This window comes from Billgrantia endophytica, assembly GCF_002879615.1.
GTDB classification, from domain to species: domain Bacteria; phylum Pseudomonadota; class Gammaproteobacteria; order Pseudomonadales; family Halomonadaceae; genus Halomonas; species Halomonas endophytica.
In genome coordinates, this window is the sequence record NZ_PNRF01000010.1 from 23,260 (window position 1) to 44,714 (window position 21,455).

26 protein-coding genes are annotated in these 21,455 nt (G+C 62.3%); 18 read left to right on the forward strand and 8 right to left on the reverse strand.

Annotated features, from left to right (window positions below):
- Positions 1 to 13 precede the first annotated feature (13 nt).
- From C1H69_RS03935 to C1H69_RS03960, 6 genes are all read right to left on the reverse strand, one after another.
- Positions 14 to 1,435: an RNA polymerase factor sigma-54 gene (locus C1H69_RS03935; protein ID WP_102652113.1), complete on the reverse strand. Its 1,422-nt coding sequence runs from the start codon at positions 1,433 to 1,435 to the stop codon at positions 14 to 16.
- A 174-nt stretch (positions 1,436 to 1,609) separates the two neighbouring features.
- Complete coding sequence (gene lptB, locus C1H69_RS03940) at positions 1,610 to 2,335, reverse strand: LPS export ABC transporter ATP-binding protein (RefSeq protein ID WP_102652295.1); 726 nt, start codon at positions 2,333 to 2,335, stop codon at positions 1,610 to 1,612.
- A 7-nt stretch (positions 2,336 to 2,342) separates the two neighbouring features.
- Positions 2,343 to 2,876 carry a lipopolysaccharide transport periplasmic protein LptA gene (gene lptA, locus C1H69_RS03945; protein ID WP_422666879.1) on the reverse strand — a complete coding sequence of 178 codons (534 nt, stop codon included), beginning with the start codon at positions 2,874 to 2,876 and terminating at the stop codon, positions 2,343 to 2,345.
- Positions 2,873 to 3,484: an LPS export ABC transporter periplasmic protein LptC gene (gene lptC / locus C1H69_RS03950; RefSeq protein ID WP_102652114.1), complete on the reverse strand. Its 612-nt coding sequence runs from the start codon at positions 3,482 to 3,484 to the stop codon at positions 2,873 to 2,875. The genes lptA and lptC overlap by 4 nt, the downstream gene beginning before the upstream one ends.
- Before the next feature lie 4 nt (positions 3,485 to 3,488).
- The gene (locus C1H69_RS03955; RefSeq protein ID WP_102652115.1) at positions 3,489 to 4,046 is read right to left on the reverse strand and encodes a KdsC family phosphatase; all 558 of its coding nucleotides are present in this window, start codon (positions 4,044 to 4,046) and stop codon (positions 3,489 to 3,491) included.
- A gap of 24 nt (positions 4,047 to 4,070) precedes the next feature.
- The gene (locus C1H69_RS03960) at positions 4,071 to 5,081 is read right to left on the reverse strand and encodes a KpsF/GutQ family sugar-phosphate isomerase (protein ID WP_102652116.1); all 1,011 of its coding nucleotides are present in this window, start codon (positions 5,079 to 5,081) and stop codon (positions 4,071 to 4,073) included.
- A gap of 218 nt (positions 5,082 to 5,299) precedes the next feature.
- On the opposite strand from C1H69_RS03960, the gene C1H69_RS03965 reads away from it, so the two are divergent.
- The 9 genes from C1H69_RS03965 to hisD all read left to right on the forward strand — a co-directional run bounded on the left by C1H69_RS03965 (position 5,300) and on the right by hisD (position 12,217).
- The gene (locus C1H69_RS03965) at positions 5,300 to 6,109 is read left to right on the forward strand and encodes an ABC transporter ATP-binding protein (RefSeq protein ID WP_102652297.1); all 810 of its coding nucleotides are present in this window, start codon (positions 5,300 to 5,302) and stop codon (positions 6,107 to 6,109) included.
- Positions 6,109 to 6,891: a lipid asymmetry maintenance ABC transporter permease subunit MlaE gene (gene mlaE, locus C1H69_RS03970; RefSeq protein WP_102652117.1), complete on the forward strand. Its 783-nt coding sequence runs from the start codon at positions 6,109 to 6,111 to the stop codon at positions 6,889 to 6,891. The genes C1H69_RS03965 and mlaE overlap by 1 nt, the downstream gene beginning before the upstream one ends.
- 37 nt (positions 6,892 to 6,928) lie before the next feature.
- Positions 6,929 to 7,393: an outer membrane lipid asymmetry maintenance protein MlaD gene (gene mlaD / locus C1H69_RS03975; protein WP_102652118.1), complete on the forward strand. Its 465-nt coding sequence runs from the start codon at positions 6,929 to 6,931 to the stop codon at positions 7,391 to 7,393.
- 45 nt (positions 7,394 to 7,438) lie between these two features.
- A complete protein-coding gene (locus C1H69_RS03980; RefSeq protein ID WP_102652119.1) occupies positions 7,439 to 8,113 on the forward strand; it encodes an MlaC/ttg2D family ABC transporter substrate-binding protein in 675 nt (224 codons plus the stop codon).
- Positions 8,110 to 8,448, forward strand: a complete 339-nt coding sequence (locus tag C1H69_RS03985) for an STAS domain-containing protein (protein WP_102652120.1) — start codon at positions 8,110 to 8,112, stop codon at positions 8,446 to 8,448. The genes C1H69_RS03980 and C1H69_RS03985 overlap by 4 nt, the downstream gene beginning before the upstream one ends.
- A gap of 128 nt (positions 8,449 to 8,576) precedes the next feature.
- Positions 8,577 to 8,846, forward strand: a complete 270-nt coding sequence (locus C1H69_RS03990) for a BolA family protein (RefSeq protein WP_102652121.1) — start codon at positions 8,577 to 8,579, stop codon at positions 8,844 to 8,846.
- 14 nt (positions 8,847 to 8,860) lie between these two features.
- Complete coding sequence (gene murA, locus C1H69_RS03995) at positions 8,861 to 10,123, forward strand: UDP-N-acetylglucosamine 1-carboxyvinyltransferase (protein WP_102652122.1); 1,263 nt, start codon at positions 8,861 to 8,863, stop codon at positions 10,121 to 10,123.
- A gap of 41 nt (positions 10,124 to 10,164) precedes the next feature.
- The gene (hisG, locus tag C1H69_RS04000) at positions 10,165 to 10,827 is read left to right on the forward strand and encodes an ATP phosphoribosyltransferase (protein WP_102652123.1); all 663 of its coding nucleotides are present in this window, start codon (positions 10,165 to 10,167) and stop codon (positions 10,825 to 10,827) included.
- A gap of 67 nt (positions 10,828 to 10,894) precedes the next feature.
- Complete coding sequence (gene hisD, locus C1H69_RS04005) at positions 10,895 to 12,217, forward strand: histidinol dehydrogenase (RefSeq protein ID WP_102652124.1); 1,323 nt, start codon at positions 10,895 to 10,897, stop codon at positions 12,215 to 12,217.
- 102 nt (positions 12,218 to 12,319) lie between these two features.
- On the opposite strand, the gene C1H69_RS04010 is transcribed toward hisD, so the two are convergent.
- Complete coding sequence (locus tag C1H69_RS04010) at positions 12,320 to 13,537, reverse strand: Do family serine endopeptidase (protein WP_102652125.1); 1,218 nt, start codon at positions 13,535 to 13,537, stop codon at positions 12,320 to 12,322.
- Between the two features lie 103 nt (positions 13,538 to 13,640).
- On the opposite strand from C1H69_RS04010, the gene C1H69_RS04015 reads away from it, so the two are divergent.
- Positions 13,641 to 14,402, forward strand: coding sequence for a Nif3-like dinuclear metal center hexameric protein (locus C1H69_RS04015; protein WP_102652126.1), 762 nt, complete (start codon positions 13,641 to 13,643; stop codon positions 14,400 to 14,402).
- Between the two features lie 57 nt (positions 14,403 to 14,459).
- On the opposite strand, the gene C1H69_RS04020 is transcribed toward C1H69_RS04015, so the two are convergent.
- Positions 14,460 to 14,909 (reverse strand): Z-ring associated ZapG family protein, encoded by a 450-nt coding sequence (locus C1H69_RS04020; RefSeq protein ID WP_165789413.1) that lies wholly within the window; start codon positions 14,907 to 14,909, stop codon positions 14,460 to 14,462.
- 220 nt (positions 14,910 to 15,129) lie between these two features.
- On the opposite strand from C1H69_RS04020, the gene zapE reads away from it, so the two are divergent.
- The 8 genes from zapE (at position 15,130) to C1H69_RS04060 (ending at position 21,447) form a co-directional block, all read left to right on the forward strand.
- Positions 15,130 to 16,314, forward strand: coding sequence for a cell division protein ZapE (gene zapE / locus C1H69_RS04025; protein WP_102652128.1), 1,185 nt, complete (start codon positions 15,130 to 15,132; stop codon positions 16,312 to 16,314).
- Between the two features lie 157 nt (positions 16,315 to 16,471).
- Entirely contained in the window at positions 16,472 to 16,900 is a 429-nt protein-coding gene (gene rplM, locus C1H69_RS04030; RefSeq protein WP_102652129.1) for a 50S ribosomal protein L13, read from the forward strand.
- A 13-nt stretch (positions 16,901 to 16,913) separates the two neighbouring features.
- The gene (gene rpsI / locus C1H69_RS04035; protein WP_102652130.1) at positions 16,914 to 17,303 is read left to right on the forward strand and encodes a 30S ribosomal protein S9; all 390 of its coding nucleotides are present in this window, start codon (positions 16,914 to 16,916) and stop codon (positions 17,301 to 17,303) included.
- Between the two features lie 213 nt (positions 17,304 to 17,516).
- The gene (gene petA, locus C1H69_RS04040) at positions 17,517 to 18,110 is read left to right on the forward strand and encodes a ubiquinol-cytochrome c reductase iron-sulfur subunit (RefSeq protein ID WP_102652131.1); all 594 of its coding nucleotides are present in this window, start codon (positions 17,517 to 17,519) and stop codon (positions 18,108 to 18,110) included.
- Complete coding sequence (locus C1H69_RS04045) at positions 18,110 to 19,369, forward strand: cytochrome b (protein ID WP_102652132.1); 1,260 nt, start codon at positions 18,110 to 18,112, stop codon at positions 19,367 to 19,369. The genes petA and C1H69_RS04045 overlap by 1 nt, the downstream gene beginning before the upstream one ends.
- Positions 19,369 to 20,136, forward strand: coding sequence for a cytochrome c1 (locus tag C1H69_RS04050; RefSeq protein WP_102652133.1), 768 nt, complete (start codon positions 19,369 to 19,371; stop codon positions 20,134 to 20,136). The genes C1H69_RS04045 and C1H69_RS04050 overlap by 1 nt, the downstream gene beginning before the upstream one ends.
- A gap of 157 nt (positions 20,137 to 20,293) precedes the next feature.
- Positions 20,294 to 20,920, forward strand: a complete 627-nt coding sequence (sspA, locus tag C1H69_RS04055; RefSeq protein ID WP_102652134.1) for a stringent starvation protein SspA — start codon at positions 20,294 to 20,296, stop codon at positions 20,918 to 20,920.
- A 47-nt stretch (positions 20,921 to 20,967) separates the two neighbouring features.
- Entirely contained in the window at positions 20,968 to 21,447 is a 480-nt protein-coding gene (locus C1H69_RS04060) for a ClpXP protease specificity-enhancing factor (protein ID WP_102652135.1), read from the forward strand.
- The last annotated feature ends 8 nt before the right edge of the window (positions 21,448 to 21,455 follow it).

Below are 21,455 nucleotides of genomic sequence, written 5' to 3' on the forward strand. Positions count from 1 at the left end.
TGGGAAGCGATGCTCACCGGAAGCGCTTGCGCTCGCTGGAGGAAGGAATGCCCAGGGCCTCGCGATACTTGGCGACGGTGCGTCGGGCAACCCGTATGCCATCGTCGGCCAGCAGATCGACAAGCCGGCTGTCCGAGAGGGGCTTGCGCGGGGGCTCGTCCTGGATCAGCTTGCGAATCCGGGCGCGGATCGCCGTGCTGGAATGGGCATCGCCTTCCCCCTCACCACCTCCGACATGGCTGGAAAAGAAGAATTTCAGTTCGAAGACGCCCCGGGGGGTATGAATGAATTTCTGAGTGGTGACTCGGGAGATCGTCGATTCATGCATGTCGACGGTCTTGGCGATGTCGGCCAGGATCAGCGGGCGCATGGCCTCTTCACCTTGTTCGAGAAAATCGAGCTGACGGGCCATTATCTCTCGCCCGACCTTGAGCAGGGTGTCATTGCGGCTGGCCAGGCTTTTCATCAGCCAGCGCGCTTCCTGTAGGTGGTCCTTGAGGAACTGGTTGTCCGGGCTTTTGTCGGCACGACGCACCAGAGCGACATAGTCGGGTTGAATGCGCAGCCGTGGCAGGGCTTCTGCGTTGAGTTCGATGCGCCAGCCGCGATCGTCGTGGCGGGCCACCAGGTCTGGCGTTATGTAGTTGCCCCCCACCTCGGCATACGCACTGCCGGGGCGCGGGTCGAGGGAGCGGATCAACCCGACGACCGCTTCCAGTGACTCGTCGTCCAGCCCCAGGCGGCGCTTGAGCAGGCGGCGATCGTCGGCGGCCAGGGCTTCGAGGAACTGGCGTACGAGGCGCCTGGCCTGGGGCAGCAGGGGCGTATCATCCGGCATGACCGCCAATTGCAGCATCAGGCATTCGCGCAGGTCGCGGGCGAAGATCCCGGTCGGCTCGAACTGTTGCAGGCGCAACAGGACCTGCTCGACTTCGCGGGTAGGCAAGCCTTCCAGTCCCTGCTGGCGAAGCCCGTCGCGAATCTCGTCCAGCGACTGGGCGAGATAGCCGGCGCTGTCCACGGCGTCGATCAGGCTCTCGGCTATTTGTCGCTGGCGCTCGCTCAGGTTGGTCATCGCCAGTTGCCATATCAGGTGACTGGCAAGGCTCACGCTGTCGGCCTGGCGCTCGAAGTCCGGCCCTTCACCGCTGCCGCTGCCGCTCATGCCGTGATCGGGGTAGGTATCCGTCCAGTCGCTGTCCGTGGAAAGTTCGGAGGGGATTTCACTCGCCCAGTCGTCCTCGCTGGTCTCGGCCGCCGCTTGCTCGCCGAAGCCGTCGTCGAGCTCCAGCATGGGGTTGGCCTCAAGCGCTTGCTGGATTTCCTGGCGCAGATCGAGCGTCGAGAGCTGCAGCAGGGCGATTGCCTGCTGCAGCTGGGGTGTCATTGTCAGCTGAGTGCCGACACGAAGTTGCAGTGATGCTTTCATGGCCATGAGGAATAAGGGGCTCATTTGCCGGAAAACCCCACCCTAGACCGCTGAAGAGCGACTTGCAAGCCATTTCTGTGCAATAAACATGCCATTGGCAAGTTGCGCGCCATTGACACGTATTTTCATGGTTATCAGTTGCTTGTAGCGGCAACTTGTGGCAAGTCCACCTGTGGCAGGTCAGAGGCGGAAGTCTTCACCCAAGTAAACCTCCCTTACCCGGCGGTTTGCAAGGATGGCGTCTGCATCGCCTTCGGCAATGATCTGGCCGTCGCCGACGATATAGGCGCTGTTACAGATGTCCAGCGTTTCACGAACGTTGTGATCGGTGATCAGTACGCCGATATCGCGAGCCTTGAGCTGACGAATGATCCCCTTGATCTCACCCACCGATATCGGATCGACCCCGGCAAAGGGCTCGTCGAGCAGGATGAAGGCCGGCTCTGTCGCAAGGGCCCGGGCGATTTCCACTCGGCGCCGCTCACCACCCGACAGGCTCATGCCGAGATTGTCGCGGATGTGGGTGACATGGAAATCCTCCAGCAGCTCTTCCAGGCGGGCATGACGTCCCGCCCGGTCGAGATCCTTGCGGGTCTCGAGGATGGCCATGATGTTGTCGGCCACCGAGAGCTTACGGAAGATCGAAGCCTCCTGGGGCAGGTAGCCGATGCCGGCACGAGCCCGTTCGTGCATGGCGGCTCTCGACAGGTCGAGGTCATCGATATGGACCTCTCCCGCATCGGCCCGAACCAGACCCACGATCATGTAGAAGGAGGTGGTCTTGCCGGCCCCGTTGGGCCCGAGCAGGCCGACGATGCTGCCCTGTTCGATGGACAGGCTGATGTCGTGGACGACTCGGCGCCGCTTGTAACTCTTTGCCAGGTGAGTGGCGCGAAGGGTCTTCATGGGCACTTCAGCGCTCCGGTTGCAGGGTCATGCGCACGCGCTGGCGTCCTTCGACACCTTCACCGTCGGAACGGGCCTGGACGACGCGACTATCGAGGAAGTACTCCAGATAGCCGCCATCGAAAGTGTCGCCGCCCTGATGCAGCTCGGCGCGGTCGATCAATTCCACGCGGCGTTCGGAGACATGATAGATGATGGTGCGTCCCCAGCCGCGCACGATGGGTTCGTCGGGGTCTGGCTGCTGTTCGATGTAGGCGCGCTCTCCGGTGGCGGTAGCGCGGGATAGCTCACCGGCGGCGTTGCGTCGAATCTCGACCCGATCGCCTGTTACCTGCATTGAACCCTGCCGAATGTCCACGTCACCTGTGTAGATTGCCGTCCCCGCGCGATCATCCAGGTCCAGGCGATCGGCTTCCACCTCGATGGGTGCATTGGCATCGTCTTCCGCTGTCTGGGCCTGTGCCAGTGTCGTGAGCCCCATGCCGGCCAACAGAAGGCCGCCAAGTATCAGGGCAGGCAGTGACTGTGGAGTTCGCATCATGGCTCGGAGTCCTCGTGAGTGGCGGTGCGGCCTTCCGGTGGATGATGGCCGCGAACATTGTCGGTCAATCGCGCACGGTTGTCATGGATCCAGGCATCGAAGCGGTCACCGCTCATGTGCTGGGGGGGCTGTTGCAACAGCGCGGGGGTGTCGCTCCAGGCGTGCCCGATATCGGCGTCGAAGTGCAGGATTTCGGTGTCGAGCTGCCAGCGTTCCTCCGGGGCGAAGAGGCGGGCGTCGCCCGTCAGCGTCAAGGGGTTGCCGCCCGGCCCGAGTCGACCCTGGTCGCCGCTGGCGATCCACAGCCTCCCTTCCTGATCGAACAGGTGAGCCACCGGCGTGACCGCACGGATGACGTCATCATGGGGCGTATGCACCAGACGCGGACTGTCGAGTCGTTGATGCGCGCGCCCCTCCATGTCGAAACGCGTCAGCCTGGCGTCTTCGAGATAATAGCCGGGTTCGCCTGCGTCATCGGTGGGTACCGGCCCGGGGAGGGGGGTATCCCAGGGGTCGAGCCACACCAGCAGGCCGCCCAGGCCGAGCAATATCAGCAGCAGCCATATCCGGAACGAAGGGCGCAATCGGCGCAGCCACAGGGAAGGCATGGTGTCAGCGCTGGATGTGGAGGTAGGTGTCGACCAGGGCGTCCCGGTGCCCCTGTGCCTCCAGCAGGGTGTCGCAGATTTCGCGTACGGCGCCATGGCCGCCGCTGCGCTCGGTGACCCAGTCGGCCAGGGCCTGTATGTATGCTGGTGCCCCCGGCACGGTGATGCCGATACCGGCCCGCTTGATCGCTGCGAGATCAGGCAGATCGTCACCGCAATAGGCGACCTGGTCGAGGGCGAGATTCTTGCGGGCGCACAGTTCCCGCAGGGTTGCCAGCTTGTCCTCGCAGCTCTGGAAGACATGATCGATGCCCAGGGAGGTCGCGCGGTGGCTGACCATGGAGGATTCGCGCCCGGTGAGCAGGGCGACCTGCAGACCGGCACGGCGCAGCAGCTTGATGCCCAGTCCATCCTGGGTGTGGAATGCCTTGATCTCTACGCCGTCCGCTTGAAAATAGAGGCGACCATCGGTCAGTACGCCGTCTACATCCAATGCCAGTAGCCGGATCTGGCGCAGACGGTCGAGGAGCCGGGGGTCGATGGTCGGGGATGCCAGAGCCATGGGCTCTCCTTCGTTCATGGGTCGTCAGATCACGCCGCTGCGCAGCAGATCATGCATGTGCAGGGCGCCCACCGGGTGCCCTTCGTCGTCCACGACAGCCAGTGCCGTGATGCGATTGTCTTCCATGACGCGAACTGCCTCGGCAGCCAGTACGTCTGGAGAGATGCGCTTGCCGGGGCGGGTCATGACGTCGTCGACCGTGAGTCGGCGGAAATCATGGTGCTGGTCGAGGGTGCGCCGAAGGTCGCCATCGGTGTAGACACCAATCAAGCGATTCTGCTCATCGACCACGCATGTAAAGCCGAGGCCCTGGCGGGTGACCTCCAGCAGGGCATCGCGCAATGGGCTGCCCAGCGGTACGCTCGGTAGCCGCTCGCCCTGGTGCATGAGGTCGCAGACGCGCAGCAATAGCCGCTTGCCGAGGCTGCCGCCGGGGTGCGAGCGGGCGAAATCCTCGGCCGTGAAGCCCCGGGCCTCCAGCAAGGCCACGGCCACGGCATCGCCGAGTGCCAGGGCGGCGGTGGTCGACGCGGTAGGGGCCAGGTCCAGGGGGCAGGCTTCGCGAGCCACGCCTGCGTCCAGATGGGCATCCGCATGTCGTGCCAGCGTCGAGTCGGGGTGCCCGGTCATGCTGATCAACGGTGTCCCCATGCGCTTGAGCAATGGCAGTATGGCGGTGACTTCTGCCGTCTCACCCGAGTTGGACAGCGCCAGAACCACGTCCCCGGGCGTGATCATGCCCAGGTCGCCGTGGCTGGCTTCGCCGGGGTGCACGAAAAAAGCCGGCGTGCCCGTGCTTGCCAGGGTGGCGGCAATCTTGCCGGCAATATGGCCGGACTTGCCCATGCCGGTAACCACTACCCGGCCCTGGCAGGCGAGCATCAGCTCGCAGGCGCGGTCGAAGTGGCTATCGAGGCGGGAGCCAAGTGCGGCTACGGCCTGCTGTTCGATCTCAAGCGTGCGTCGTGCGCTGTCCCGTAGCGGAGACGCGTCGGCGGCAGGGTTGGGGGAGGGCGTGGTCGGGTCGGTAGTCATGCGATAATTGTTGCCCTTCGTGGGGTTTCGCTCAAGTGGCGCCGTTTCCCGCACCAGTAAGAGGGAGGTGGCATGGACGCGGTGGACCACGGCAACGACATGGGCGCTTATTAGACGTGCTGAGCTGGCAAGGTGCAAGCATGAGACAGCGTTGGGCTGGCGCCGCGAGACCGGGTTAGGATACGATGTTCGATAATTTTTTCGACGGGCGGTGGATGATGACCGATTCCCCCTTCGTGGTGGTGGAGGGTCTGCATTTCTCACGAGGCGACAAGGATATCTTCCGCGGTGTGGACATGCGCATCCCCCGTGGCAAGATTACCGCCATCATGGGGCCTAGCGGGACTGGCAAGACCACGCTTCTCAAACTGATCGGTGGACAGCTTGCGCCTGATGCGGGCCATGTCAGGATCGACGGTGCCGACGTGCATGCCCTGTCGCGCAAGGCGCTGTTTGCGCTGCGCCGGCGCATGGGCATGCTGTTCCAGAGCGGCGCGCTGTTTTCCGACCTCAGCGTCTACGAGAACGTTGCCTTTCCACTGCAGGTGCATACCGATCTTCCCGAGGCGATGATCCGTGACGTGACCCTGATGAAGCTGCAGGCCGTCGGCCTTCGCGGTGCTCGCGACCTGTCGCCGGCAGAGCTCTCCGGCGGTATGTCCCGGCGAGTCGCTCTGGCCCGGGCCATTGCCCTGGACCCCGAGTTGATCCTCTATGACGAGCCATTCGTCGGCCAGGACCCGATCTCCAAGGGCGTGCTGGTGCAGTTGATCAGGAAGCTGAACGAGGCCCTGGGCCTTACCTCCATCGTGGTGTCGCACGACATCGAGGAGACACTGTCCATCGCGGACTATGTCTATGTCATCGCCGATGGACAAGTGATGGCCCATGGCACGCCGCAGACGCTGGACGTGGACGACGACCCGCGGGTCAGCCAGTTCGTGCATGGCGAACCCGACGGGCCGGTGCCCTTTCACTACCCGGCGACCGACTTTTTCCGCGACATCCTCGATACGGAGAGGCGCTGATGATCGGGCAGATTCTCAACATGGGGCGTCGTGGTTGCGAGGTGCTCGAGGCCCTGGGCCGGGCGGGCCTGTTCCTGGTGCAGTCGGCTGTGGGTTGGCCGTCGCGAGAGGGCTGGTACTTGTGGCTGCGCCAGATGCATTTCGTTGGTGTCTTGTCCCTGGCCATCGTGCTGGTTTCGGGGCTGTTCATCGGTATGGTGTTGGCTCTGCAGGGCTACACGATTCTGGTCGACTTCGGTGCCGAACAGGCATTGGGTCAGATGGTGGCGCTGTCGTTGCTGCGTGAGCTGTCACCGGTGGTGGCCGCCTTGCTGTTTGCGGGTCGTGCCGGTTCGGCGTTGACGGCCGAGATAGGGCTCATGAAGGCGACGGAGCAGCTCACCAGCATGGAAATGATCGGTGTCGACCCGCTGCGGCGGGTGGTGGCGCCCCGCCTGTGGGCTGGTTTCGTCGCTCTGCCGCTGCTCACCATCGGCTTCAGCGTGGTGGGTGTCTATGGCGGCTATCTCGTCGGCGTCGAGTGGCTGGGGGTGTTCGAGGGGTCCTACTGGGGCAATATGCAGTCCAGCGTCGATTTCATTGGCGATATCGGCAATGGCATGGTCAAGAGTATCGTTTTCGCTCTGGTGGTGACCTGGATCGCGGTCTTCCAAGGCTACGACCTGGTGCCTACCTCGGAAGGTATCTCTCGTGCGACGACGCGTACGGTGGTCTATTCCTCCCTGGCGGTACTCGGCCTGGACTTCGTGCTGACAGCCCTGATGTTTGGAGGACTTTCGTAATGTCGGAAAGATTTATTGTGAAGCTCGGAGAAGCGGGATGAAGCGCAGCAAGACGATGGAACTGGGGGTCGGTCTCTTCATGCTGGCTGGCATCCTGGGGATGCTGTTCCTGGGGTTGCGTGTCAGCGGCCTGACCTTTACGACCCCGGGGGATACGTTCCAGCTGGAGGCCAACTTTGCCAACATCGGCAGCCTCAAGCCACGTGCACGCGTCACCATGTCCGGCGTTACCGTGGGCAGGGTCAGGGCTATCGAACTGGACACCGACTGGTACGACGCGCGTGTCGTGCTGGAGCTGGACAGCGGGCTGGAGGGGCAGCTTTCCCGCGATACCACTGCTGCTATCCTGACTGCAGGTCTGCTCGGCGAGCAGTACGTCGGGCTTTCCGTGGGCGGTGATCCGGAGACGCTCGGTGACGGGGACACCATCCGCGACACCCAGTCGGCGATCGTGCTCGAAGAACTCATCCAGCAATTCGTGTCCAATATGGTCAGCGACTGAGGCTTGGCCTCCTATCATCCCACTTCGCTTCTTTCGAGGTCATTCATGAAACTGACGACCCCTGCTCCCGCTTCCCTTCGCCTGCTGATGCTTGGGCTCGGCCTGGCACTTTTTTCGCTGTCGTTTTCCCTGTTGGCGCAGGCTGCCCCCGAGCGCAGTCCCGAACAGGTGATTCGTGACAGTATCAATGAAATGATGGGTCAGATCGAAGGGCGTGAAGAGTATTACGCCGACAACATCAATGAGCTCAAGGCGCTGGTGGACGAGAGTCTCGATGATATCGCCGACTTTCGCTATATCGGCGCCAGTGTCATGGGTCGTTACTTCCAGAATGCCACTCCCCAGCAGCGCTCCCGCTTCGTGAACACCTTTCGCCAGACTCTGATCGATACTTATACCAAGGGTCTGGTGACATTCGATTATCGGGAGTTGAGGGTGCTGGACAGCCAGCGTCCTCCGCGGCACGAGGACCAGGCCAGTGTTGCCATGGAAGTCGTCGCTGTCGACGGCACCGTCTATCCGGTCAACTATACGCTGCGTCTCGCCGACGGCCAGTGGAAGGTGGCCAACGTCATCGTCAATGGCATCAACCTGGGGCTGACGTTCCGCAACCAGTTCGATCAGGCCATGCGCGACCACAATCGCGACTACGATGCCGTGATCGATCACTGGGCTCCCGAACTGGCAGTCGAGGAGCTCGAAGAGGGTGGCGATGCATGAGTCGCCTTCTCGACAGCCGAGGCATCTCGCTCGAGGCCGGCCCCGAGGGGCTGGTCGTAACCGGGGAGGTCGACTTTGGCGTGGCGACAGAGCTGGCCGAGGCCGGCTCTGCCTGGTTGAAGGAGCAGCCCGCCGGGGCCCGTGTGACGCTGGACCTGTGTGGCGTCGAACAGGTCAGTAGCGCAGCCTTGACCGTACTGTTGGAGTGGACTCGGTGTGCCCGGGCCGCCGGTGTCAAGATTCGCTCGGTGCGCCTCTCTGCCCCCCTGGCCCGGCTGACCCGGGTGGCCGGCCTTGACACCATGCTGCCGATTGACGACGCTTCCTGCCGCTGAACCTCTGCATGTCCGGCATCGCCAAGCGCGGTGCTTTTCATTACCATGTAGGCAATCCGTTATTCTGGCGCCGCTCCTGTCTCCGAGCCGTGTGCCATCCATTTCGATCTACAGGAGTTCCGGTTTCCATGCAACCCAGTGACGTCAAGGCACTGCTCGAGGCTCGTATCGAGAGCTGCGATTTCCATATCCAGGGGGAGGGCTGCAACTTCCAGGTCATCGCCGTGGGCGAGGTGTTCGATGGCCTGTCACCGGTCAAGCGACAGCAATTGGTTTATGGCGCCCTGTCCGAAGAGATTGCCTCCGGTGCCGTTCATGCCGTGAGTATCAAGACCTATACGCCGGCGCAGTGGTCAGTCGCGCCGGAAAATGCGGCTTCACAGAATCAGGGTGCCTGACGGCCGGACTCTACATGGACAAGTTGATCATTACCGGCAACGGCCCCGTCGATGGCGAGGTCTGGGCCAGTGGCGCCAAGAATGCCGCCCTGCCCATTCTGTGTGCCACACTGCTGGCTGACGAGCCCGTGGTCATTGGCAATCTGCCGCATCTGCAGGACATCACGACCACGCTGGAGCTGCTTGGGCGCATGGGTGTCGAGCCGGTGATGGGCGAGAAGATGACCATCCAACTGGATGGCTCCCAGGTGAAGGATTGTCACGCGCCTTATGAGCTGGTCAAGAAGATGCGTGCCTCCATCCTGGTGCTCGGCCCTTTGCTGGCCCATTTCGGACACGCGGACGTTTCCCTTCCCGGTGGATGCGCGATCGGCTCGCGGCCGGTGGACCTCCATATCCGCGGCCTGGAAGCCATGGGTGCGGAGGTGCGGGTCGAGAATGGCTATATTCGTGCCCAGGTGGATGGTCGTCTCAACGGGGCCACCATCTTTTTCGACACCGTCACGGTGACGGGCACCGAGAATCTGCTGATGGCGGCAACGTTGGCGTCCGGCACCACCGTTCTCGAGAATGCCGCCCGCGAGCCGGAAGTGGTCGACCTGGCGGAATGCCTGATCAAGATGGGGGCGAGGATCAGCGGTCACGGCAGCGATACCATCCTCATCGAGGGGGTGGAGCGCCTTCACGGGGCCTATCACGATGTGATGCCCGATCGTATCGAGACCGGTACCTTCCTGGTGGCGGCCGCCCTCAGTCGTGGCAAGGTGCGTGTCCGCAGCACCCGCGCCGACATCCTCGAGGCGGTGCTGGCGAAGCTGGAAGAGGCCGGAGCCAGGATCACGATCGGCGACGGCTGGATCGAGCTGGACATGGAGGGGCGTCGGCCCAGACCGGTCAATATTCGTACCGCGCCCTATCCGGCCTTCCCCACCGACATGCAGGCCCAGTTCGTGGCACTCAATGCCGTGGCGGATGGCACGTCCCGAGTAGTGGAAACCATTTTCGAGAACCGCTTCATGCACGTTCAGGAGTTGAACCGCATGGGGGCGAAGATCGCGCTGGAGGGAAACACGGCGATGATCACCGGTGTCGAGCGGCTCTCCGGTGCTCCGGTCATGGCAACCGATCTGCGTGCCTCGGCTTCGCTGGTTATCGCCGCCATGATGGCCGATGGCGAAACCCTGGTGGATCGCATCTATCATATCGATCGCGGTTACGAATGCATCGAAGAAAAACTGCAGCTGCTAGGAGCTCGGATTCGGCGCATCCCCGGCTGAGCGGGGCGCGGGTCCAGTAGCTTCCGACCACAGGCGAGACCATGAGCAAGCAACTGATTCTGGCCCTCTCCAAGGGCCGTATTCTGGACGAGACCCTGCCGCTGCTGGCCGATGCCGGCATCGTTCCGGCAGAAGACCTTGGCAAGAGCCGCAAGCTGCTGTTCGATACCAACCTGGACGACGTCAAGCTGGTCATCATTCGTGCTACGGACGTGCCTACCTATGTGCAGCTGGGGGCTGCGGATATGGGGGTTGCCGGCAAGGACGTGCTGCTGGAGCACGGTGCCGAAGGGCTCTATGAGCCACTGGATCTCGAGATCGCCGGTTGCAAGTTGATGACCGCCGGCATCGATGGCGCGGAGCCGGCCCGCACGCGTCGCCGCGTTGCCACCAAGTTCGTCAACGTGGCGCGTCGCTATTACGCCGAGCAGGGTATCCAGGCCGAAGTGATCAAGCTTTACGGTGCCATGGAGCTGGCCCCGCTGATGAACCTGGCCGACGAAATCGTCGATATCGTCGATACTGGCAACACCCTGCGCGCGAACGGGATGTCGCCGCGTGAATTGATCGCGCCGATCAGCACTCGCCTGGTGGTGAACAAGGCGTCCATGACCATGAAGCACGCCCGCCTGAAGCCGTTGATAGCACGTCTTGCCGAGGCAGTGACCCGGCGCCGAGACGCGGACAGTGCCACTGTGACCTGATGCCATTTGGCAGGGCCTCTGCCCCGGCAGTGAGCGCATAGATCCCTTTTTGGAGGTGAACGCAATCATGAGCGAAACCCTTGCCGAGACCGCCGACATCGCACGTCTCTCCACCATCGATGGCGACTTCGAGACCCGCCTCGATGCCCTGCTGGCCTGGGAAGGTGTATCCGATGCCGAGATACATCGCCGCGTCGACGAGATCATCGCCGGCGTGAGGGCTCATGGTGACAAGGCGCTGGTCGAGTATTCCAACCGTTTCGATCGGCTGAGTGTCTCGAGCATGACCGAACTGACTCTGAGTGCCGAGCGATTGGAGCAGGCGTTCATCGGCCTGCCCGAGGTGCAGCGTGCTGCGCTGTCGAAGGCGGCCGAGCGCATTCGTGCCTACCACGCGAGGCAGAAGCCGGAATCCTGGACCTACACCGAGGCCGATGGCACGGTGCTTGGTCAGCAGGTCATGCCGCTGGATCGTGCTGGCATCTACGTGCCAGGCGGCAAGGCTGCCTATCCCTCTTCGGTATTGATGAATGCCATACCCGCCCACGTGGCGGGGGTTCGCGAGATCGTGATGGTAGTGCCAACGCCCGACGGCGTCCTCAACGAGCTGGTGCTGGCGGCGGCTCACCTGGCCGGAGTGGATCATGTCTTTACCATCGGTGGCGCCCAGGCGGTGGCTGCACTGGCCTATGGCACCGAGACCGTGCCCCGGGTCGACAAGATCGTCGGGCCCGGCAACACCTATGTGGCGACTGCCAAGCGAGCGGTGTTCGGCCAGGTGGGCATCGACATGATCGCCGGACCCTCCGAGATATTGGTGGTTTCCGATGGCGGTACCGATCCGGAGTGGCTGGCGATGGACCTCTTTTCCCAGGCGGAGCACGATGAAGACGCCCAGGCCATCCTGGTGAGCTGGGACGCGACCCACCTGGATGCCGTCGAGGCGGCCATCGTGCGGTTGTTGCCGACCCTGGAGCGCGAGGCTATCGTACGACAGTCGCTGTCTCGTCGCGGTGCGCTGATCCATTGTCATGATCGCGCGGAGGCCATTGACCTGATCAACCGCATCGCGCCGGAGCACCTGGAGCTTTCCATGGCAGACCCGGAAGCCTTGTTGCCTGAAGTACGTCATGCCGGCGCTATCTTCATGGGCCGCTATACCGCGGAGGCGCTGGGTGATTATTGCGCCGGCCCCAACCATGTGTTGCCCACCTCCGGCACGGCGCGCTTCTCGTCACCACTGGGCGTCTATGACTTCCAGAAGCGCTCCTCGATCATCCATTGCTCGCAGGAAGGCGCCTCGGAGCTTGGCAAGGTGGCCTCCATCCTGGCCCGTGGCGAGTCGCTCACGGCCCATGCCCGCTCCGCGGAGTACCGCATCAGACCGTGATGGCGGGATACCTCCGAGGCATGGCCATGCAACGACGGGCCCCACCAGTTGGTGGGGCTCGTCGTCATGAGTCGGGATCGATGCTGGCCGGAGAGATGGTATCTAGCGCTCTGGGCGACGCAACTGCGGCGGTGGACGTTCGCCTACTTCCAGATTGATGGCCAGCCTCTCTCCGCTTCGCACGACCGTCAATGGCAGCGTGGCACCGGGCTGGATCGCCGCAATGTCGCTCATGGCCACTCGGGCGTCGAGGATGGGGCGCCCATCGACTTCCAGCAGCACATCACCCGGGCGCAGGCCGGCCAGGGCGGCGGGACCATCCGGCACGACGCCGGCGATGACGACACCACGCGGGGCCTGCAGGCCGAAGGAGGCCGCCAGTTCCGGCGTCATTTCCTGTGCCTCGATACCCAGCCAACCGCGAATGACCCGACCCTGCGTCACCAGGGCGTCGAGGATGCTATGGGCCAGGCGGGTGGGGATGGCGAACCCGACGCCCTGGGAGCCACCGGAGCGGGAAAAGATGGCGGTGTTGATACCCACCAGGGCGCCTTCGGCATTGATCAGTGCCCCACCCGAATTGCCGGGATTGATGGCGGCATCGGTCTGGATGAAGTCCTCGTAGGCGCTCAAGCCCAGTTGGCTGCGCCCCGTGGCGCTGATGATGCCCATGGTCACGGTCTGGCCCACGCCGAAGGGGTTGCCGATGGCCATGGCAATGTCGCCCACTGCCACGTCCTCGCTGTCGGAGAGCTGGATCACCGGCAGGTTGTCCAGGTTGATGCGCAGCACGGCCAGGTCGCTTTCCGGGTCGGTGCCGATCACCCTGGCCAGTGTTTCCCGGCCGTCCCTCAGGGCAACCTGGATTTCATCGGCGCCATCGATCACATGATGGTTGGTCAGCACGTAGCCATCCTCGCTGACGATGACGCCGGAACCAAGGCTCGACAGCAGCCGCTGCTGGCTGGGCAGGTCGTCACCGAAGAACTGACGAAAGAAGGGGTCCGACATCATCGGATGCTCTTCCCGCGCCACAACCCGGGAAGAGTAGATGTTGACCACCGCCGGGGCGGCTTTCTCGACGGCATCGGAATAGCTGACCGGCCCCTGCTGGCGCGTCAGGGGTTCGGCTTGACGCACGTCCGGCACAGGCTGCTGCGCCTCGGAGACGGGCTCCACCAGCGGGGCATGCTGCTGAACCTCGGCGGGCGTAGGGGCTCCTGGTCGGCCCAGTAGCTGCGGGAAGGTGTTGAGCAACACGATGGCTAGCAGTATGCCGGTGATGATGGGTAAGGCATAGGCTATGAGCGAACGACGCATGCGGCGCTTTCCTGTCGGCGAGGCGCGGTCGATGACGCCCCGCGCAGTCGTTACAATAGGGTGTATTGTAACATTGCCATCGAACCGCTGTCCGGAGGGCTGGATGATTTCCCGTGATGAACTGGTAAACGCCTGCGATGCTCTGCTCGACACATCGCTGTTCAAGGACTATACGGTCAATGGGCTGCAGGTTGCGGGGCGGGACCGTATCGCCCGGGTCATGACCGGCGTCACCGCCTGTCAGGCGTTGCTCGATGAGGCGGTCGACTGGAAGGCCGACCTGGTGCTGGTGCACCACGGGTACTTCTGGAAGAACGAACCGGTGCCTATTACGGGGATGAAGCAGCGTCGCATTCGGACGCTGTTGCTCAATGATATCAACCTGCTGGCTTATCATCTGCCGCTGGATGCGCACGCCGAGCTTGGTAACAATGCCGAGCTGGCAAGACAGCTGGGCTTCAGGGTGGAGGGTTGTGCCGATGGTGAGCTCGGTGCGGGGTTGATCTGGTTGGGGCGCCTGCCGGAGGCCCGGGAGGCAGCGGATCTGGCGAGCCACGTGGCCAGTTGCCTGGGGCGCGAGCCGCTGCTGATCGAGGCGCCAGGCATTGGCGCGGTACGGCGTGTGGCCTGGTGTACCGGCGGGGCCCAGGACATGATCACCCAGGCCTGGGAGGCTGGGGCCGACGCGTTCATTTCCGGTGAGATTTCCGAGCGCACTACCCACCTGGCCCGTGAGCTTGGCATCCATTACCTGGCCGCGGGCCATCACGCGACCGAGCGCTACGGCATCCAGGCCCTGGGAGAGTGGTTGGCGCGTGAATTCGATGTCGAGCACCGCTTCGTCGATATCGACAACCCGGCATGATCGCCAGCGGACCGGATCGCGCCGGTCCGCGTTGCAGTCACCCTTGATGGAACCGCGTCAGTAGCGCGGTGCCCGGGGGGCGTCGGCGTTTTCGCTGGCTGGCTTGAGTCCGAAGTCCTCGGACAGGGTGCCGCCGGTGCCGTCGGCATAGTCGCGAGGCGCGGGGACTTCACCCCCTTGGTCGGCAAGGGCTGTCGTCGCGGCGATGTCCCGGCTGCGAGCGCTCTGTGGCAACTGATCGAGGGTGCTGGCGTCTTCGGTCAGCCGGTGTTGCAGGGTACGCACCTCGCGCTGGATATTGCTGACCATCATGCCAACCTGTTCGAAGTGCTCCCCCATGCCTTCCTTCAACACGCTCAACTCCCGTTCGCGCTCGACCACCTGTCGACGCAGTTGTTGCAGTCGACTGGCGCCGGTGCCGAACAGGTGGTATCCCATCGCGCCGATGCCCAGGCCGGCCAGCAGGCTGACGATGGCCATGATCCAGTTGATATTGCCGTATTCCACGAAATTCTCCTGATGCTGGTGCAATGTGATCGGGCGATCGATCGACAATGCGTCGGTGCCGCATTCGGCCATCTGGCAGCCCATTATAGGGTCGCTGGCGCCTGGCCGGTCAACGCGTCGATGCCTTTCCTCAACGGGTCCATTTTCCTGCGCGCGCTCGGTGGGATGCGTATAATGCCGAATTTGCGAGTTTTTCGAGTCAAGTCAGCAAGGATTTGCCATGTGTGCGACTGCGACCCCCGCCAATGCCTCGTCAGCCAACGGCACGACACCGCTGGAACGCTACCGTGCCGATCTGGAGCGCGATGATTTCCAGTACGATCCGGCCCAGGAGAAGGCGGTCGAGGCGTTGCAGCAGCTCTATGATCGACTGGTCGCCGCGCCGCGGACCGAGCCGCGTGCCGTCACCACCGGCAAGGGGCTGAAGTCCAGGATGACGGGCCTGTTTGCCAGGCGCGACAAGTCCCCCGACGAGCCGCGGCTACCGAGTGTTCCGGGGCTCTATTTCTGGGGTGGGGTAGGGCGTGGCAAGACGTATCTGGTCGACACCTTCCATGAGTCGCTGCCGTTTCCCGACAAGATGCGGACCCACTTTCATCGCTTCATGCAGCGGGTTCATAATGAGCTGGAGCACTACAAGGGGGAGAAGAATCCCCTCACCCTGATCGCCGGCAAGTTTGCCGCCGAAGCGCGGGTGATCTGCTTCGATGAGTTTTTCGTCAAGGACATTACCGATGCGATGATTCTCGCCAACCTGCTCGAGGCATTGTTCGAGCGCGGCGTCGTGCTGGTGGCAACGTCGAATATCGTCCCCGACGAGCTCTACAAGGATGGATTGCAGCGGGCACGTTTCCTGCCGGCCATCGATCTGCTCAAGCGGCACTGCCAGGTGGTCAATGTCGATTCCGGTATCGATTACCGGTTGCGGGCACTGGAGCGGGCCGAGATTTTCCATGCCCCGCTCGACGAGGCGGCCGAACGGGAGTTGCACCGCAGCTTTCGAGAGATCGCCGGGCATGCCGGCGAGGTCGATGTGCCGATCGAGATCAACCACCGCGTGCTGAAGGCGAGGCGTCTGCATGACGACGTGGTGTGGTTCGAGTTTCGCGAGCTTTGTGACGGGCCGCGAAGCCAGAACGACTATATCGAGCTGGCCCGGGAGTACCACACGGTGCTGGTCTCCAACGTGACACGGATGGGGGCGGCTACCGACGACCAGGCACGACGCTTCATCAACATGGTCGATGAATTCTACGATCGAGGGGTCAAGTTGCTGCTCTCCGCCGAGGTTCCCGCCGAGGCGCTCTACACCGATGGTCGCCTCGGGTTCGAGTTCCAGCGCACCTTGTCGCGCCTGCAGGAGATGCAGTCCCATGAGTATCTGGCGCTGCCTCATAAACCCTGAAAAGCCCCTTATCATGGGCAGGTGAGTCGTGTAGAATGCTGCCTCGCTCGAACGTTGTCGCCATCTCGATGGCGACAACCAAGAAGAATAGGGATGATCCCATGTCGGCAGCCCCGGCGGCAGGATCCAACACATCTATTTTGTGGTGATTTCATCCATGAAGACGTTCACTGCTAAACCGCAGTCCGTCCAGCGCGACTGGTATGTCGTCGATGCCACGGACAAGACGCTCGGCCGTATGGCCACCGAAATCGCTCGTCGCCTGCGCGGCAAGCACAAGCCCGAGTTCACCCCTCACGTTGATACCGGCGACTATATCGTCGTGATCAATGCCGAGAAAGTGCAAGTTACCGGCAACAAGGCCAAGGCCAAGACCTACTATCGCCATACCGGCTATCCGGGCGGCCTGCGCTCCATGAGCTTCGAAAAAATGATTGCCCATGCACCCGAGCGTGTCATCGAGTCCGCCGTCAAGGGAATGCTGCCGAAGGGCCCCCTGGGTCGTGCGATGTATTCCAAGCTCAAGGTCTACGCCGGCGCCGAGCATCCGCACGCCGCCCAGCAGCCGCAAGAATTGACTATCTGAGGGGGTCATTGCCATGACACAGCACTATTACGGTACCGGGCGCCGCAAGACTTCCACGGCCCGTGTCTTTCTCAAGCCGGGAACCGGCAAGATCACCGTCAACAGCCGTGACCTGGATCAATACTTCGGTCGTGTGACGGGTCGCATGGTGGTGCGTCAGCCGCTGGAGCTGACCGAGACCGCCGGTCAATTCGACATTCTCGTCACCGTGAAGGGCGGCGGTGGTTCTGCCCAGGCGGGGGCCATTCGTCACGGCATCACGCGTGCCCTGCTCGAGTACAACGAGGACTTCCGCAAGCAGCTTCGTGCCGCCGGTTACGTCACTCGTGATGCGCGTCAGGTCGAGCGGAAGAAGGTCGGTCTGCGCAAGGCGCGTCGTCGCCCACAGTTCTCCAAGCGTTGATCGCGATCGTTACAGATCGGAAAACCCAGGCAATTGCCTGGGTTTTTTCTTTTAAAAAACAGAATTTTGCATAGAAAATTACACCTTGGTCACGCTGTCTTTGTCTTGTGCGAAGCGGCATGATTCCTTAAGATGTGGCGGATTTGGTATCCGTGGTCGCGGGACTCCACCCCGTGCTTGACCAACGGGTAAGCTGATGGGAGAAACCAGAAAATGGCAGATAACGGCGTAAACAAAGGGCGGCGCCGTCTCCTCCTGGGTGCCACCACCGTCGTGGGTGCGGTGGGTGCAGTGGGAGTGGCGGTACCCTTTGTGGCTTCCTGGCAGCCAAGTGCCAGGGCTAGAGCGGCGGGTGCGCCGGTTCAGGCGGACGTTTCCAAGCTCGAGGAAGGTCAGCGCATGACCGTCGAGTGGCGTGGACGTCCGGTATGGATCGTCAAGCGCACACCGGACATGATCGAGCGTACCGAACAATTCGACCCCGCACGCCTGGCCGACCCGGATTCCGAAGTGCCCCAGCAGCCGGACTATGTCACCGGTCCGCTGCGCTCGATCAGGCCCGACATCTCGGTGCTGGTCGGTATCTGCACGCATCTGGGCTGCTCGCCTCTGTACCGTCCCGGGCCGGATGACGTCGACATGACAGCCTGGCCCGGTGGCTATTTCTGCCCCTGTCATGGCTCCTACTTTGATCTGGCGGGTCGCGTATTCCGCAATGTGCCGGCACCGTCCAATCTCGAGGTTCCGCCATACCGCTTTGAAAGCGACGATGTGATCATCGTTGGCGAAGACGAGGAGACTGCCTGATGGGTAACCCGAATCGTGTCAAGGCGGAAAGCGGCTTCATGCGCTGGGTCGATGATCGCTTTCCCGCCACGCAGATGTGGCAGGAACATCTTTCTCAATATTACGCACCAAGAAACTTCAATTTCTGGTACTTCTTCGGTTCCCTGGCCTTGCTGGTACTGGTCAACCAGATTCTGACAGGCGTGTGGCTCACCATGAGCTACAACCCGTCGGCCGAGGGCGCCTTTGCCTCCGTCGAATACATCATGCGTGACGTGGAGTATGGCTGGCTGATTCGCTACCTGCATTCCACCGGTGCCTCTGCCTTCTTCGTCGTCATCTACCTGCACATGTTCCGTGCGCTGCTCTATGGGTCCTACAAGGCGCCCCGGGAGCTGGTATGGATCTTCGGCATGGCCATCTACCTGCTGCTGATGGCCGAGGCGTTCATGGGCTACCTGCTGCCCTGGGGCCAGATGTCATACTGGGGCGCCCAGGTGATCATCTCGCTGTTCGCCGCGATCCCGGTGATCGGCCCGGACCTGGCTCAATGGATCCGTGGTGACTTCCTGATTTCCGGTATTACGCTGAACCGGTTCTTTGCCTTGCATGTGGTGGCGCTGCCCATCGTCATCCTGGCGCTGGTGGTGCTGCACTTGATTGCCCTGCACGAAGTCGGTTCCAACAACCCCGATGGCATCGAGATCAAGGCCAAGAAGGACGAGACCGGCAAGCCGCTGGACGGCATCCCGTTCCACCCTTACTACACGGTCAAGGATGTGTTCGGCGTAGCGGTCTTCCTGTTTGTCTTTGCAGCCGTCGTGTTCTATTTCCCCGAAGGCGGGGGTTATTTCCTCGAGCGGCCCAACTTCGAGCCGGCCAACCCGATGGTAACGCCCGATCATATCGCGCCGGTTTGGTACTTCACGCCGTTCTACGCCATCCTGCGTGCCATTACCTTCGACTTCCTCGGCCTGCAGGCCCAGTTCCTGGGTGTGGTGTTCATGGGTGCCGCGATTGCCATCCTGTTCGTACTTCCCTGGCTGGATCGCAGCCCGGTGAACTCCATGCGCTACAAGGGGTGGATATCCAAGGTGGCGCTGGCGATCTTTGCGATCAGCTTCGTGATTCTGGGCATCCTGGGCGCACTGCCAGCTACGCCGCTGCGGACAGCGGTGGCCCAGCTGTGCACGTTGCTGTACTTCGCCTTCTTCTTGCTGATGCCGTTCTATACCCGGCTGGAGAAGACCAAACCCGTACCGGAAAGGGTGACTGGCTAATGAAAAAGCAACTGTTCGCACTGCTCTTCGCGCTGGTGCCCGTTGCGGCCATGGCGGCACCGGCTGCCGATGTGCCTTATTCGATGACGCCGGATCTGAATGACGAGGCGTCCCTGCAGCGGGGCATGCAGCTCTATGTCAACTACTGCATGGGCTGTCACTCGCTGGAGCATCAGCGCTTCGCCCGGGCTGCCGAGGACTTCGGCATGCCTCAAGACCTGGTCGAAGAGCATCTGATCTTCTCCTCGGAGCAGGCCTACAATGACCAGATGCACATCGCCATGGATCGTGAAGATGCCGCCAACTGGTTCGGTGCCGCTGCGCCGGATCTGACTCTGCACGGCCGGCTGCGCGGTGCCGACTGGATCTATTCCTACCTGCTGACCTTCTACAAGGACCCGAGTCGTCCCAATGGGGTCAATAATGATGTGTTCGACATGGTGGCCATGCCCAACGTGCTGGAGCCGCTGCAGGGGGTTCAGGAAAAGGTCTGCGCCGAGACGGATCGTCCCGTTGAAGGGGCTGAACTGGATCCGCTGACCGGCAAGTATCAGTCCTGCGACGTTCTGCAGGTCACCAGGCCTGGCTCCATGGAGCCCGATGAGTTCGAGGAGGCGGTCTATGACCTGACCAACTTCCTCGCCTACGTGGGTGAGCCGTCCAAGCTGCATGCGCAGACACTGGGCCCGAAGGTATTGATCTTCATTTTCATCTTCGGTGTGCTGGCATATCTGCTCAAGCGCGAGTACTGGCGCGACATTCACTGATCCATTCAGGATAGGCGTGTTGTGCAGCAGGGGGCGTGTGGCCGTTGTGCCATACGCCCCCTGCGTCTTGTTTCTGCGCCTTCTGGCGCATACGCACGCCCCCACTGGTGCGGGTGCGTGTTATCATCCTGGTTCGAATTGATGCGAGGATTGTTTCATGGGTGTAGTGGCCAAACGGTCGTCGATGATCTTCTATTCCGGGAGCGATGATCACTTCAGTCATCGCGTGCGCATCGTACTTGCCGAGAAGGGCGTCGCGGTGGATATCGTCGAAGTCAGCGGCGACCAGCGCCCTGAGGAACTCGCCGATCTCAACCCCTACAACAGTGTGCCGACGCTGCTCGATCGTGACCTGGTGCTCTACGAATCCAAGGTAATGATGGAATATCTTGACGAGCGTTTTCCCCATCCGCCGTTGCTTCCGGTCTATCCGGTGGCTCGGGCGCAGAGCCGGCTCTGGATGCATCGCATCGAACGGGAGTGGTGTCCGCTTGTCGAACAGATCGAGCAGGGCGCCAAGAAGGAAGCCGAGAAGGCGCGCAAGGAACTGCGGGAAAGCCTGGTCGGAATTTCGCCGATCTTCGAGGACGTACCGTTTTTCATGAGCGAGGAGTTCTCGCTGGTGGATTGCTGTATTGCCCCGATTCTCTGGCGTCTACCGGTGCTGGGCATCGAGTTGCCAGAGAAACAGGTCAAGCCGCTGATGACCTATATGGAGCGCCTGTTCGAACGTGATGCTTTCGTGTCTGCGCTGAGCGAGAACGAGCGCGAAATGCGCACCTGAATACAGCGTCGGCCATATCCGGCGCCTTGAAACGGAGGAGGGCGAAGATGCTGTCGAGCCGTCCCTATCTTGCCAGGGGCCTCTACGAGTGGCTGCTGGACAATGAGCACACCCCGTACGTGGTCGTCGATGCCGAGCAGCCGGGTGTGGTGGTACCACGCCAGTTCGTCCAGAATGGCCAGATCGTGTTGAATGTCGGCCCTACTGCGGTACGTGACCTGCTTATCGAGAACCACGCCATCACCTTCGGTGCCCGCTTCGGTGGCAATCCCATGCAGGTGGTGATTCCCATGCCGGCGCTGGTTGCCATTTACGCGCGGGAGAATGGTGTCGGAATGGTCTTCGGTCATGAGCCAGTGATTCCGTTGCCCGAAAGCAGCGGTGTCGACGCAGGGAGCGCTGAGCGCCCGGAACTGACCAGTGTCGAAAGCAGTGGTGAGGGAGAAGGTGATCGTGGTGACGAGGCTGGAGAGGAACAGGAGGGCACGCCACCCAAGGGGCGTCCTTCGCTTCGCGTCATCAAGTAGCCCTGATA

What these genes read in the sequence shown, in the direction of transcription:
- C1H69_RS03935 (WP_102652113.1), bottom strand. Translation starts at nt 1,435, where the DNA reads ATGGCCATGAAAGCATCACTGCAACTTCGTGTCGGCACTCAGCTGACA.
- lptB (WP_102652295.1), bottom strand. Translation starts at nt 2,335, where the DNA reads ATGAAGACCCTTCGCGCCACTCACCTGGCAAAGAGTTACAAGCGGCGC.
- lptA (WP_422666879.1), bottom strand. Translation starts at nt 2,876, where the DNA reads ATGATGCGAACTCCACAGTCACTGCCTGCCCTGATACTTGGCGGCCTT.
- lptC (WP_102652114.1), bottom strand. Translation starts at nt 3,484, where the DNA reads ATGCCTTCCCTGTGGCTGCGCCGATTGCGCCCTTCGTTCCGGATATGG.
- C1H69_RS03955 (WP_102652115.1), bottom strand. Translation starts at nt 4,046, where the DNA reads ATGGCTCTGGCATCCCCGACCATCGACCCCCGGCTCCTCGACCGTCTG.
- C1H69_RS03960 (WP_102652116.1), bottom strand. Translation starts at nt 5,081, where the DNA reads ATGACTACCGACCCGACCACGCCCTCCCCCAACCCTGCCGCCGACGCG.
- C1H69_RS03965 (WP_102652297.1), top strand. Translation starts at nt 5,300, where the DNA reads ATGACCGATTCCCCCTTCGTGGTGGTGGAGGGTCTGCATTTCTCACGA.
- mlaE (WP_102652117.1), top strand. Translation starts at nt 6,109, where the DNA reads ATGATCGGGCAGATTCTCAACATGGGGCGTCGTGGTTGCGAGGTGCTC.
- mlaD (WP_102652118.1), top strand. Translation starts at nt 6,929, where the DNA reads ATGAAGCGCAGCAAGACGATGGAACTGGGGGTCGGTCTCTTCATGCTG.
- C1H69_RS03980 (WP_102652119.1), top strand. Translation starts at nt 7,439, where the DNA reads ATGAAACTGACGACCCCTGCTCCCGCTTCCCTTCGCCTGCTGATGCTT.
- C1H69_RS03985 (WP_102652120.1), top strand. Translation starts at nt 8,110, where the DNA reads ATGAGTCGCCTTCTCGACAGCCGAGGCATCTCGCTCGAGGCCGGCCCC.
- C1H69_RS03990 (WP_102652121.1), top strand. Translation starts at nt 8,577, where the DNA reads ATGCAACCCAGTGACGTCAAGGCACTGCTCGAGGCTCGTATCGAGAGC.
- murA (WP_102652122.1), top strand. Translation starts at nt 8,861, where the DNA reads ATGGACAAGTTGATCATTACCGGCAACGGCCCCGTCGATGGCGAGGTC.
- hisG (WP_102652123.1), top strand. Translation starts at nt 10,165, where the DNA reads ATGAGCAAGCAACTGATTCTGGCCCTCTCCAAGGGCCGTATTCTGGAC.
- hisD (WP_102652124.1), top strand. Translation starts at nt 10,895, where the DNA reads ATGAGCGAAACCCTTGCCGAGACCGCCGACATCGCACGTCTCTCCACC.
- C1H69_RS04010 (WP_102652125.1), bottom strand. Translation starts at nt 13,537, where the DNA reads ATGCGTCGTTCGCTCATAGCCTATGCCTTACCCATCATCACCGGCATA.
- C1H69_RS04015 (WP_102652126.1), top strand. Translation starts at nt 13,641, where the DNA reads ATGATTTCCCGTGATGAACTGGTAAACGCCTGCGATGCTCTGCTCGAC.
- zapE (WP_102652128.1), top strand. Translation starts at nt 15,130, where the DNA reads ATGTGTGCGACTGCGACCCCCGCCAATGCCTCGTCAGCCAACGGCACG.
- rplM (WP_102652129.1), top strand. Translation starts at nt 16,472, where the DNA reads ATGAAGACGTTCACTGCTAAACCGCAGTCCGTCCAGCGCGACTGGTAT.
- rpsI (WP_102652130.1), top strand. Translation starts at nt 16,914, where the DNA reads ATGACACAGCACTATTACGGTACCGGGCGCCGCAAGACTTCCACGGCC.
- petA (WP_102652131.1), top strand. Translation starts at nt 17,517, where the DNA reads ATGGCAGATAACGGCGTAAACAAAGGGCGGCGCCGTCTCCTCCTGGGT.
- C1H69_RS04045 (WP_102652132.1), top strand. Translation starts at nt 18,110, where the DNA reads ATGGGTAACCCGAATCGTGTCAAGGCGGAAAGCGGCTTCATGCGCTGG.
- C1H69_RS04050 (WP_102652133.1), top strand. Translation starts at nt 19,369, where the DNA reads ATGAAAAAGCAACTGTTCGCACTGCTCTTCGCGCTGGTGCCCGTTGCG.
- sspA (WP_102652134.1), top strand. Translation starts at nt 20,294, where the DNA reads ATGGGTGTAGTGGCCAAACGGTCGTCGATGATCTTCTATTCCGGGAGC.
- C1H69_RS04060 (WP_102652135.1), top strand. Translation starts at nt 20,968, where the DNA reads ATGCTGTCGAGCCGTCCCTATCTTGCCAGGGGCCTCTACGAGTGGCTG.